The organism is Pseudoalteromonas sp. CF6-2, assembly GCF_021729425.1.
Classification (GTDB): Bacteria; Pseudomonadota; Gammaproteobacteria; order Enterobacterales; family Alteromonadaceae; genus Pseudoalteromonas; species Pseudoalteromonas arabiensis.
In genome coordinates this window covers 2844767-2856470 of sequence record NZ_CP091442.1, presented here as the reverse complement: position 1 = coordinate 2856470, position 11704 = coordinate 2844767, and the positions used below count along the sequence as shown (strand labels likewise).

Below are 11704 nucleotides of genomic sequence, written 5' to 3'. Positions count from 1 at the left end.
TGCTTTAAATCTATTAACGAATGAAGGGATATTTTTGGGAATAACTTCTAAGGTAAAATTGAGTGTTTAAAAAACTTAATTAAATCAATGTTAAAATCAGTTGGTTTTATGGCCGCTTCAAGATTTTCATGGCAGCGACTGTTAGCAAGGTCTATGTCATGTATTTCTGTATAGTGAGAATGTTTTGCATTGTAGAACACTTTAACTTGCGGCTTTAAAGGACTTGTTGGGTTGCTACGTGTCACCACTGCTAATTTTTGGCTTTCTAATTTAACTAAAGTACCGACAGGGTGAATACCAATACATTGAATAAATTTTGTGACCAAATCACCATCAAAACTATCAGGGCAGCCATCTTTGAGTATTTTGAATGCTTTAATCGGCTCCATACCTGCTTTGTAAACGCGTTCGGCGGTGAGGGCATCATATACATCGACAATTGAAGCCATGCGTACATATTGGCTTAATTCATCGGCATGCTTGCCAAAAGGGTAGCCGCTGCCGTCTAAACGTTCATGATGAAAAGCTGCAATTTCAACCGCTATTCCGCTTAGCCCTGACTCCTCGAGAATCTCTTTACTAAAACGGGCATGATTTTGGATCACTTGATATTCTTCATCTGTCAATTTCCCAGGCTTATTGAGAATGTGATCTGGAATATTTATCTTGCCAATATCATGCAGCAGGGCACCTGTTGCTATCTCTTGAATGATGTCTCTATCAATACCTAGGTGTTTAGCAAAAATACTAATTAAAATAGACACATTGATTGAATGCTCTAGGAGGTAGGCGTCTTTTTCACGCATACGCGTAATACAGGCAAGGGCATCTTGGTTACGAAACACTGAGTCTATAAAGCCACTTGCTAGCTCTTGAAATGGTGCAACATCAATTTTATTGCCAGCTCGAATATCATCGAAGGCTTTGCTCTGCAATGACTTGGCTTCAGTGTATAAGCTGTTGGCTTTTGTCATTTCCGCACTAACGCTGTGTGTTGTGTGCCATGGGTTATGTTGCTCAACTTTTTCAGCCGCAGCAGGAGGGGGGGCTTTTTTCTGCACCACTTTGTTTTCTTTGTTTAAAGTGAGTGTTTTGTCGGGATCAATTTCAACTTCTAGAATGCCAGCTTTAATTAGTTTATCTATACTTCCTTGCGTTTTTACCCAACCTTGGTTTTTGATGCGGATCTTACCTGTTTGTTTTGTTACGCTTTGCACAAACATGCCGAGTTTAAGTTGATTAATAGGAAGTGTTTTCAAGGACATTACTTCAAGTTGAATACATTACTATAAAACTAGCAGATATTTCGTATCTGAGTAAATAATAATAAAGGTGAGTTTTTAGGTAATAAGTATGTTTTTTGAATTGAAAACAGAAAAGTTTCAATTGTTTAACCTGATTATACGAAAAAAGCCTCTACAAAAATTGCAGAGGCTTATAAAACTTAACTAAGAAGATATTCTTAAAGCTTACTCGTCATCTTCAACAAGCGTCATAAGTGATGTATTACCACCAGATGCTGTTGTATCGATACTGATAGTTTTCTCAGTGAGTAAACGTTTGATCAGCGTGTCATAATATTCAGAGCTAATTACCGGCAGTATTGCACCTTTACGTTGTGCTAGCTGCTGGCTGAAGTAGCCTAAACGTGATGAACGAGCAGCTACAACCGCACCAGCAAGGTGAGGGTGCGCTAAGATAGCTTGCAACTGGTTAGGCTTGGCAACTTGGAAAACACCTTCAGCAATACCTGTTGAGATAAACTTATCTCTAAACGCAACAGCTTCCTCATAGAACAACTCAGAGGCAACAGTAATTACTGTATTACCCGCGGCAAGTGCTGTGATAATAGAGATTGCCCAGAAGTTAAATGATGTGCTCTTATCAGCATAACAAACCACACAACCACGCGGTTCAAGGTGAAGCGTATTAGATTCACCTGTAGGTCCAGGTAATACAGTGTGTTTACGCATGTGCTTTTCAAGGCGGTTAAGCTGCGCACGTGCGTCTGCAAGTGTTAATGCTAAGTCATCAGCAAGCTCGTCGATAATTTCAACTGTTGCAACTTTGGCTAATAACTGACGAACAGCAGAAACACGGTCATTTAATGGTGTAGCACGCCAGATTTTTTCATCGCGTAGTGAGTTCTCCATTAACTTAGCAACTTGCTCAGCCGCACCTGAATAGTGGTGAGTGTCTAGCTCATCAGGTGATAGGTTCGTCATTTGTACGTTGTCTGGTGACGCTTTCTCTTTCACTAAACGCTGTAAATAGTTAGGACCACCTGCTTTAGGGCCAGTACCTGAAAGGCCACGACCACCGAAAGGTTGCACACCTACGATTGCACCGATCATGTTACGGTTGATGTATACGTTACCTGCACGAGACATCTTTGCTAAGTACTCACAACGCTCTTCAATGCGTGAGTGAACACCCATTGTCAGGCCGTAGCCTGTACCATTGATTTGATCGATAACGCTATCAAGCTCAGTGCCTTTGAAGCGAATGATGTGAACACATGGACCAAATACTTCACGTTTAAGTACAGATAAGTCTTTGATTTCGTATAAACGAGGAGCAAAGAAATAAGCGCCATTCTCGTTGTTATCAGGAATAGCACACTCGTAATGAAGTGTTGCGTTACCTTTCAAGTACTCAACGTGCTCATTTAAGTTTTTCAGTGCTTTTTCATCGATAACAGGACCGATATCGGTTGAAAGTAGCGAAGGGTCACCAACATGAAGCTCTTTTAACGCACCTTTTAGCATTTCAATAATACCGTCAGCAACGTCTTCTTGAATAAACAATACACGTAGCGCAGAACAACGTTGGCCAGCACTTTGGAAACCTGAACTGATCACATCATCAACCACTTGCTCAGGAAGTGCTGTTGAGTCAACGATCATACAGTTTTGACCACCTGTTTCTGCAATTAACGGTACTTGGATATCGTTACGTGCAGCCAGTGTTTGTGAGATTAATGTGCCTGTTTCAGTTGAACCGGTAAACATAACCGCTTGAATACGCTCGTCAGGTACAATTGTTTTACCTACTTCGCTACCACGGGCAATAACAGGTTGCACTACATGCTCAGGTAAGCCGACAGAAAGCATCAGTTCAATCGTACGAAGAGCGATTAAACTTGTTTGCTCAGCTGGTTTTGCAATAACCGTGTTACCAGTCACGATAGCAGCCGCAACTTGACCTAAGAAGATAGCCAGTGGAAAGTTCCATGGGCTGATACATAAGATTACACCACGGGCTTCAAAGCGCTCGTCTTGTGATAATTCTTCTGCACGTGCAGCGTAGTAACGACAGAAGTCAACGGCTTCGCGTACTTCATCAATACCATCTTGTGCGACTTTACCCGCTTCTTTAATACAAATAGCAACTAGCTCATCGTGGTGACGCTCTAAAATGTCAGCAACACGACGAAGTAGGTTTGCACGTTCTTTTACAGGGGTTTGTGACCACGATTCAAATGCTTTTTCGGCATTTTCTAGAAGTGATGTCATGTCTTCTGATGTTTGAAGCTTAACATGACCAATGACTTCTTTGTGGTTTGCCGGATTTTTCACTGGCAATGAACCTTCAGGTACATCGCTTAATTCAATGCGGTGTTCTTCAAACCATGCATCTAAGTTCTCTTTGAATGGAGTAATAACATTAATATCCGTTAAATCCATCCCTTTTGAGTTTGCACGCTCGTCACCGTACAAATCAATTGGCATATTAATTTGTGTATTGAACTTGTTGCGTAAACCTTGCAAAGTTTCAACTGGATCTGGCAGTAGTGACTCAACCGGCTTAGAGGTATCAACAATGGCGTTAACGAATGATGAGTTAGCACCGTTTTCTAATAAACGACGCACTAAGTAAGCAAGTAAGTCTTCGTGTTGGCCTACCGGTGCGTAAACACGACACTGAATTTTTTCTTGTTCAACAATTTGGTCAAACAACGATTCGCCCATGCCATGCAGACGCTGGAATTCAAATCCATCGTGGTCGCCTTTAGCAACTTCTAAAATCGTTGCTGCAGTGTAAGCATTGTGTGTTGCAAATTGCGGGTAAAGTACATCGCGAGCTTCTAGTAGTTTGATAGCACAGGCTTTGTAAGATACGTCTGTTGTTGCTTTACGTGTGAACACAGGGAAGTGGTCTAAACCATCTTGTTGAGTGGTTTTGATTTCGGTATCCCAATAAGCACCTTTTACGAGGCGAACCATTAGCTTACGGCCTACGCGACGCGCAAGGTCAGCAACCCATTCAACTACAAAAATAGCGCGCTTTTGGTATGCTTGCACAGCTAAGCCAAAGCCATTCCAGTTACCTAGTTCATCATCGCTGAATACGGCTTCGATAATATCTAATGAAATATCTAAACGGTCGGCTTCTTCAGCATCAACAGTGAAGCCGATGTCGTAGCTTTTCGCAGCAAGTGCAAGTTCCTTTAGCTTAGGTACGATTTCTGCCATCACACGCTCACGATGAGTGAACTCATAACGTGGGTGTATTGCAGAAATTTTCACAGAGATACCTGGACTTTTGATAGGACCACGGCCGTTTGCTGCTTTACCAATTGCGTGGATAGCAGTCATGTAGCTTTGGAAATAACGCTCAGCATCTTTCATCGTGCGAGCGCCTTCACCTAGCATATCGTACGAATATACGTAGCCTTTTTGTTCTTTATCAGCAGCTCGTTCAATCGCTTCGTCAATGGTACGACCCATTACGAACTGCTTACCCATGATTTTCATCGCGAAGTTCACAGATTTACGAATAACGGGTTCACCTAGGCGGCCAATGGTTTTCTTAAGTACACCAAATTGCTGTTCTTTCGATTTGTCGCTGTAGTTAACCATTTTACCGGTGACTAGTAGGCCCCAAGATGATGCGTTCACAAATAAAGAATCGCTGCTACCTAAATGCGAGCTCCAATCACCTTTTGCCAGTTTGTCACGAATAAGTGAGTCTTGAGTTGCTTTGTCTGGTACACGTAAAAGTGCCTCAGCTAAACACATTAGAACCACACCTTCTTCTGTCGAAAGTGAGAATTCGTTTAACAGTGCGTCAACACCGCTTTGACCATCTTGATCGCGACGGATATTTAAAACCATTTGACGGGCACGTTCCCATGCACGGCTTCGTGCTTTTACGCCTACTTCAGCCAGCGGTAAGATGTGATCAATAACCGCATTTTCGTCAATACGGTAGAAATCACGGATTTTTTGTCTTATTGGACACTCAGTTGTCAAATCGCCATTAAATAGCATATGTAACCCTCTGGTATGTGGAGTCTAGAAACGCCAAAAAAGCATTTCTTACCATTGATATAATTCGTGCATTCTAATTAAATTCCAGCAGAATATGCTGGTTAAATTTTTCAATTTACGATAATTTACAGGGCATACCTTGAACTTAGCCGCATAAAATTCTGTTATGACCAGCCCGAATAGATTACGCATGTTAGATCGCATTGATTTAGCAATTTTAGACGCTCTGCAAAAAAATGGCAGAATCTCAAACGTAAACCTCGCAAAACAGGTTAATTTGAGCCCCAGCCCGTGCCTTGACCGTGTTAAACGGTTAGAGCAAGAAGGCTATATTGAAGGCTATTACGCTAAGCTTAACGAAGCTAAGCTTAATCAGAGCTTATTAGCGCATGTGCAGGTGTCTTTGGTTACTTCTAACACCTCTGTTTTTAAAGTTTTCAGAGAGTATATTTTAAATATTCCTCAGGTCGTTGAATGTGACATGGTTGCAGGAGGCTATGACTATCTATTGAAAGTGCGTGTTTCTGATATGGACGAATATCGCCAAGTCTTAGGGGATTTAGTCGATATACCAGGGGTTGGCACACACCATACTTATATGGTGATTGAAAAAATCAAACAGGACACAGGGCTTCGATTCGATATTTAATATAAGGAAACCTACGTGGTTTCCTTTTTTGTATTTTAAAAAGTGACTTCAGTGTAAAAATAAACAGCGAATGCTGGAGTCTCATAAGTATTTCCATTACCAGCCTAATTGATATTAATTTTAGCGAGTTTTATTTTCAAAGTCGCAAGCATTGAATCGACAGAACTATCAGCGTGATTGAGTCCATCCATCAGCGTCATAAAGTAAAGGTCAATAATGATATCTGCATCTGTAGGGGTTGCGTCATTATCATTTATCAAGCGTTTCTTAAAAGCATTTAGTTGTGGTTCAAGTTCATTTTGTTGCCACATAATTTCTTTGAATAACTCTCGGCTAAACTCTTTTTTTGCCAAGTAAAAAGCATAGAGAAAGCGAGCATAATGGTACATTCTATCTGTGGCTGTTGTACTGGTATCTAAGCTCTCTGCGGTGCTTAGAATGTCTGTCAGTTCATTTTCAAAGCTGTACTTGAGTATCGCAACCTTAGTCGCAAAGTGACTAAATACGGTGCCATTGGCAACATTGGCTGCCTTTGCAATATCTCGCGTACTCGTTTGATGATAACCCTGCTCTGAAAACAACTGCCATGAGGCTGTTAGTATCTGCTGTTTTGTTTGCTCTTTCTTAGTCACTGCACACTCCAATTTTTATGCTATTTAACCAGAAATTTAAAAAATCTCAATCAAGACTATTGTAAATTGAGCGCGCTCAAGTTTAAAATGAGCGCGCTCAATTAATAAAAGGTTAGCACCATGGACATATTAAAACGCTTTATTGGCTATGTATTATTTTTACCCGGTATTTTCTTTTATAGCTTTATTTTAGGCCCCTTACTTATTGCCGTACTAATACCAGGGGGGCTGATGTTATTGCTACTGATTTTAGGTTATAAAGGGGGCTTTTTAGTGCTAAAACGAGAAGTGCTTAATACACTTAAGCAAAAATCCCCTTAAAGCAATGTTGGTAGTAAAAGTGGTTAAGTCTAAAAAAGGAAACCCTGCTAAGCAGGGTTTCTTGTTAATCTAAAATGGGAAGTTTAGAACTAAGCCCAGCCGTCATAGCGTTTACGGCGAGACAACATAATCGTTAAAATAATACCCAACAATAAGCCGATAAATGCAATTGCGCCGCCATATGTAAGTAATTGGCGCTTTTCTTTAGCACTGGCTGCTTGTTTAGCATTGCGTTCAGACTCGATAGTATTTTTAAGTTTATCGATTTGTGCTGTCAGGGCTTGGTTTTGTTCGTTAAGAGAGCGGTTTTGCTCTTGTAGCTGTGGCAATTCTATTTCTGCTTGACGTAACTGCTCTTGCATTAATGTCATGTCGTTATTCAGCGCTTGAAACTGTTGATGAATACCAGCGTTTTCAGTGATGAACTTTGCTTCTACCCAACCTTCGCGCTCTTTATCATCACGAATTTTAAAGTAGCCATTATCTTCACCTGATAATAATTCTACTTGTGTACCTGCATCCACAGAGCCCAAAATACGGTAGTTTTTGCTCGGACCTGAATGCATAAAAGTGTACAGGTTATCGACTATGTAGGCGGTGTTTTCGTTGTTGCTGCTTGGCGCTTCTTCTGCGTAGCTAATAAAAGAGGTGGCCGCAAGGAGCAACCCAAAAATACACTGTTTTAACATCAATCTACCTTGTTAATGTGATCTTGCCGAGAAGTGGCTAAATTTATAATTTCTTTATGTATAGAGATAGTAGGGATTTCAACTATTAATAGCAAGACTGATATTGTAATCCGTGCATGGGCTTAATCGTAAAAATCAGGAAAAAATTTGCATTAAGTAGCTGCTTTGTTTATTTTGACCACTTATTTATTTTAAATGTACTCCGCAAAGCGAATGGATACTGAGATAGAACTGAAGTTTTTGGTGTCAGATGCCGTTGTTCCACTGATCCCCGCATTAATTACCCAATTTGCAAAAACCGTTACCAACAAACCGTCACGCAGCTTACAAAATGCCTATTACGATACGCCGAGTCGTGAGTTACGTGCACTGGATATAGGCTTGCGTACACGCTGCAGCGATACAGACTGTGAGCAAACTATTAAGTTAGCCGGTGAAGTAGTAGGGGGGTTGCATCAACGCCCTGAATATAATTTGCCTCTTGAAGGGAATCGTCCTGATTTATTGGCCTTTGATGCGTCAATCTGGCCTCACGCAATGCAAGTTAATGCGATAGCCGATAACCTTTACCCTATTTTCAGCACTAACTTTATTCGTCGCACGTGGTTAATTGAAACCGATAGCGGCGCTAAAATCGAAGTGGTGTTAGATAAAGGAGAAATAGCAGCCTCTGGTCAGGTTGAGCTTATTTCTGAGTTGGAAATTGAGTTATTAGAAGGCAGCCGCCAAGAGTTATTTGCTTTAGCAGATAAACTGGTCAGTGAAAGTCATGTGCGCTTAGGACTTTATTCAAAGGCTGCGCGTGGTTACCGCCTTGCCGATAACACGCCTTTGAAAGCGAGCAAATCGATTGGTTTTGTACCGCTTAACAGTGGTGCGACACAAGAGCAGGCATTAGTGGCAAGCATTAACTATGCTATTCGTTTTGTACAAAAACATGAAGCGTGTTATTTCATTAAGCCAAGCTTAAAAACCTTAAAGCGAGTTACGGATGGAATTCGACTTATCCGTCATGCATTTTGGTTATTTGATGATATCGTCAGTAAAGATGATACGGATTCATTGCGAGTTGAACTAAAATGGCTTTTAAGTGAGCTTGCTTGGGTTGAAAATGCTATACAGCTAAAAACCTATACCTCGAAGCGACATGCCTATTACAAAAAGATTAATAGCGCCCCTGAGCTGACTCAAGTCATCAACGATTTAAAAGAATTACAGCCAAGTATTGAAGATGTACAAGAGCTGTTTCACAGCAAGCGATACAACCGTTTGTTGTTGCAACTTACAACATGGTTAATTGAAAAACAGTGGCGTAAATCATGGGGCCAAGCGGAGTTTCAAGCCGCAGAAAAACCGGTTGCTGAAATCGCTAAGCGTTTATTTGCCAAAGATTGGCACGATATGCACGAGCTTATTCCTGAGCAGCAAGTGTTTACGGACAAAGACTATTTATCACTTAGAACCCGTCTTGAAAATTCACTATTAAGTGGTAACTGCTTGGGTGCGCTATTTAATACTGATGACAGAAATGAGTTTCGAATTCCATGGTTAGATATCTCTCATGGTATTTATGAGCTTAGTACACTTGAGTATTTAAAACAGCTATGTGCAGGTCAAGATGATGAAGAGCTTGCTAAAATTCAGGCTTGGTTAGATCAGAAATCTGATTTTTTGGTCAGTGCAATGGAGCAAAGCCGTCACGCGTCTTTCAATACTGATCCATATTGGTTGTAAGCCTGTGCCTGTTTGCCTATGGATAGGGTTAGCGGTGTTGAGTATATCGGCATTTGCTAACTCAAGCGAATGGCAAACTTACAAACAGCAAGATGGCATAAACGTCACTTACAAAACGCATCAAAACGGTATTATAGAAATAAACGCCTCGGTGCTGGTAAAAAATGCGAAAGCCGATGACTTTATGGCGCTATTGAGCGATACCGACAATGCACCTAATTGGCTCGAAAATGTGAAAAGTGTCACCTTAATGGAGCGTTTAAGCCCTTCTGAAACGCTTGTACACACTCACTTTAATTCCCCTTGGCCTGTTTCAGATCGCGATTTGGTTAGCTACTCGTGTTACCACCGCCTGAGTGAGCACAAAACAGAGCTTAAAATTATTAGTCAGCCCCATGCAAAACCGGCAGTAAATGGCGTCGTGCGTATTAAAGATTTAACCGCTTTTTGGCGCTTAACACACCAGCAAAATGACTTACTGGTTAGCCATCAAGCTTATGCAGACCCCGCGGGTTCTATTCCACATTGGTTGAGTAACAAGGTATCATTAAAAAGTGTGTTTAAGACCTTACAGTCACTACGTAAGGAACTCCACTATAATCGGTTTACGCGCCTAAACACACCAAGCGTGCCTGGGAAGTGTGCTTCTTAAAGGCAGATTATTAATACATAAATACCTTTTATTAGTCTATTTAGTCGTAGGAAGAAAATGAAAGAGCCAAAAATTCCCTTGGTAAACAAACCAAATGGTATTGGGGTAGGGCGTGTTTTAAAAGCCACCAAATGCTCAATCAAAGGCTTTAAAGCTGCTTTTAAAGAAGAATCTGCATTTCGCACTGAAACCTATTTAGGTCTGATATTATTTCCGTTATCAGTGTTGCTTGCCCAATCATTAAGCCATTGGCTGATGTTATTTATTCCTTATTTATTATTGTTGATAGTTGAGCTACTCAACTCAGCAATAGAGGCGCTGACTGATAGAGTCGGTATTGAGTACCATGTATTATCGGGGCGAGCTAAAGATATGGCCTCAGCGGCAGTGACGTTGGCATTAATTATTTTGCTACTGGTTTGGGCAGTGGCAATTTATGAAAAGATAATGATGCAGTTTTAAACAAAAAAGCGCCAAATGAAGGCGCTTTTTCATCTTATATAACCTATTACAGGCCAGCAGCTGCGCGAAGTGCGTCTGCTTTGTCTGTGCGCTCCCAAGGGAACTCTTCACGACCGAAGTGACCGTAAGCCGCTGTCGGTTGATAAATAGGACGCTCAAGGTCAAGCATTTGGATTAAGCCATATGGGCGAAGGTCAAAGTGCTCACGTACTAATTCGATTAGACGCGCTTCTTCTAATTTACCTGTACCAAATGTCTCGATGCTGATAGATGTTGGCTCTGCAACACCGATAGCGTAAGAAACTTGTAGCTCACACTTGTCAGCAAGACCAGCAGCAACCACGTTTTTAGCAACGTAACGTGCAGCGTATGCAGCTGAACGGTCAACTTTTGATGGATCTTTACCAGAGAAAGCACCACCACCGTGACGAGCCATACCACCATAAGTATCAACGATGATTTTACGACCTGTCAGACCACAGTCACCCATTGGGCCACCGATTACGAAACGGCCAGTTGGGTTGATGAAAAACTTAGTCGCGCTTGAGATAAGCTCAGCTGGAAGAACTGGCTTAATAATCGTTTCCATTACCGCTTCAACTAAGTCGTTTTGTGAGATTGAATCACAGTGTTGAGTTGAAAGAACAACGGCATCAATACCAACAGGCTTGCCATTTTCGTATGCAAACGTCACTTGAGATTTTGCATCTGGGCGTAACCAGTTAAGTTCACCGCTTTTACGAACCTCAGCTTGACGCTGAACTAAACGGTGTGAATACGTGATAGGTGCAGGCATTAACACGTCAGTTTCGTTACATGCATAACCAAACATTAAACCTTGGTCACCAGCGCCTTGCTCTTCAGGGCGAGCACGGTCAACACCTTGGTTGATATCTGGAGATTGTTTACCGATTGTGTTTAGGATTGCACACGAGTCAGCATCGAATCCCATGTCTGAGTGTGTGTAACCGATTTCACGTACTGTTTTACGTGTGATTTCTTCGATATCAACCCAAGCGCTAGTCGTGATTTCACCACCCACCATCACCATACCGGTTTTAACGTAAGTCTCACATGCAACACGGGCATGAGAATCTTGCTCTAAAATAGCATCTAGAACCGCGTCAGAGATTTGGTCCGCGATTTTATCCGGATGACCTTCAGAAACTGATTCAGAAGTAAATAAATGTTTTGCCATTGTATTTCTGCTCACAAATATTGCGCTTCACATACGTCGGTAATAGCGCTAAAAAATTAAGGGGCGTATTTTATCTAAAACAAATATGTTTGCA

At 41.4% G+C, this 11704-nt stretch carries 10 protein-coding genes; 5 read left to right on the top strand and 5 right to left on the bottom strand.

The window, feature by feature from the left end:
- Window positions 1-47 precede the first annotated feature (47 nt).
- Both L3Q70_RS13225 and putA read right to left on the bottom strand, forming a co-directional pair.
- On the bottom strand, window positions 48-1259 hold the full coding sequence (locus L3Q70_RS13225; RefSeq protein WP_062568772.1) for an HD-GYP domain-containing protein: 1212 nt from the start codon (window positions 1257-1259) through the stop codon (window positions 48-50).
- A 210-nt stretch (window positions 1260-1469) separates the two neighbouring features.
- Window positions 1470-5273 (bottom strand): bifunctional proline dehydrogenase/L-glutamate gamma-semialdehyde dehydrogenase PutA, encoded by a 3804-nt coding sequence (gene putA / locus L3Q70_RS13220; protein WP_062568773.1) that lies wholly within the window; start codon window positions 5271-5273, stop codon window positions 1470-1472.
- A 166-nt stretch (window positions 5274-5439) separates the two neighbouring features.
- On the opposite strand from putA, the gene L3Q70_RS13215 reads away from it, so the two are divergent.
- Window positions 5440-5922 carry a winged helix-turn-helix transcriptional regulator gene (locus L3Q70_RS13215; RefSeq protein ID WP_062568774.1) on the top strand — a complete coding sequence of 161 codons (483 nt, stop codon included), beginning with the start codon at window positions 5440-5442 and terminating at the stop codon, window positions 5920-5922.
- A gap of 104 nt (window positions 5923-6026) precedes the next feature.
- Here the strand turns inward: L3Q70_RS13215 and L3Q70_RS13210 are convergent, their stop codons facing one another.
- Window positions 6027-6554 carry a TetR/AcrR family transcriptional regulator gene (locus L3Q70_RS13210; RefSeq protein ID WP_237114404.1) on the bottom strand — a complete coding sequence of 176 codons (528 nt, stop codon included), beginning with the start codon at window positions 6552-6554 and terminating at the stop codon, window positions 6027-6029.
- Between the two features lie 120 nt (window positions 6555-6674).
- Here L3Q70_RS13210 and L3Q70_RS13205 point away from each other — a divergent pair, with 120 nt between their 5' ends.
- Window positions 6675-6875 (top strand): hypothetical protein, encoded by a 201-nt coding sequence (locus L3Q70_RS13205; protein ID WP_237114403.1) that lies wholly within the window; start codon window positions 6675-6677, stop codon window positions 6873-6875.
- Between the two features lie 89 nt (window positions 6876-6964).
- Here the strand turns inward: L3Q70_RS13205 and L3Q70_RS13200 are convergent, their stop codons facing one another.
- Window positions 6965-7564, bottom strand: a complete 600-nt coding sequence (locus L3Q70_RS13200; protein ID WP_062568777.1) for a TIGR04211 family SH3 domain-containing protein — start codon at window positions 7562-7564, stop codon at window positions 6965-6967.
- Window positions 7565-7777: 213 nt separating this feature from the next.
- Here L3Q70_RS13200 and L3Q70_RS13195 point away from each other — a divergent pair, with 213 nt between their 5' ends.
- Genes L3Q70_RS13195 through L3Q70_RS13185 form a run of 3 tightly spaced genes read left to right on the top strand, consistent with a single transcriptional unit; the run spans window position 7778 to window position 10412 of the window.
- Window positions 7778-9298 carry a CYTH and CHAD domain-containing protein gene (locus L3Q70_RS13195; protein WP_062568778.1) on the top strand — a complete coding sequence of 507 codons (1521 nt, stop codon included), beginning with the start codon at window positions 7778-7780 and terminating at the stop codon, window positions 9296-9298.
- Window positions 9299-9332: 34 nt separating this feature from the next.
- Window positions 9333-9950, top strand: a complete 618-nt coding sequence (locus L3Q70_RS13190; protein ID WP_193987758.1) for an START domain-containing protein — start codon at window positions 9333-9335, stop codon at window positions 9948-9950.
- Between the two features lie 57 nt (window positions 9951-10007).
- Complete coding sequence (locus tag L3Q70_RS13185) at window positions 10008-10412, top strand: diacylglycerol kinase (RefSeq protein ID WP_062568780.1); 405 nt, start codon at window positions 10008-10010, stop codon at window positions 10410-10412.
- Between the two features lie 46 nt (window positions 10413-10458).
- Here the strand turns inward: L3Q70_RS13185 and metK are convergent, their stop codons facing one another.
- Window positions 10459-11610, bottom strand: a complete 1152-nt coding sequence (metK, locus tag L3Q70_RS13180; protein WP_062568781.1) for a methionine adenosyltransferase — start codon at window positions 11608-11610, stop codon at window positions 10459-10461.
- Window positions 11611-11704: the final 94 nt, after the last annotated feature.

Bases quoted from the DNA above. Each gene is read 5' to 3' on its own strand.
- L3Q70_RS13215 (WP_062568774.1), top strand. From the start codon at position 5,440: ATGACCAGCCCGAATAGATTACGCATGTTAGATCGCATTGATTTAGCA.
- metK (WP_062568781.1), bottom strand. From the start codon at position 11,610: ATGGCAAAACATTTATTTACTTCTGAATCAGTTTCTGAAGGTCATCCG.
- putA (WP_062568773.1), bottom strand. From the start codon at position 5,273: ATGCTATTTAATGGCGATTTGACAACTGAGTGTCCAATAAGACAAAAA.
- L3Q70_RS13195 (WP_062568778.1), top strand. From the start codon at position 7,778: ATGGATACTGAGATAGAACTGAAGTTTTTGGTGTCAGATGCCGTTGTT.
- L3Q70_RS13205 (WP_237114403.1), top strand. From the start codon at position 6,675: ATGGACATATTAAAACGCTTTATTGGCTATGTATTATTTTTACCCGGT.
- L3Q70_RS13200 (WP_062568777.1), bottom strand. From the start codon at position 7,564: ATGTTAAAACAGTGTATTTTTGGGTTGCTCCTTGCGGCCACCTCTTTT.
- L3Q70_RS13185 (WP_062568780.1), top strand. From the start codon at position 10,008: ATGAAAGAGCCAAAAATTCCCTTGGTAAACAAACCAAATGGTATTGGG.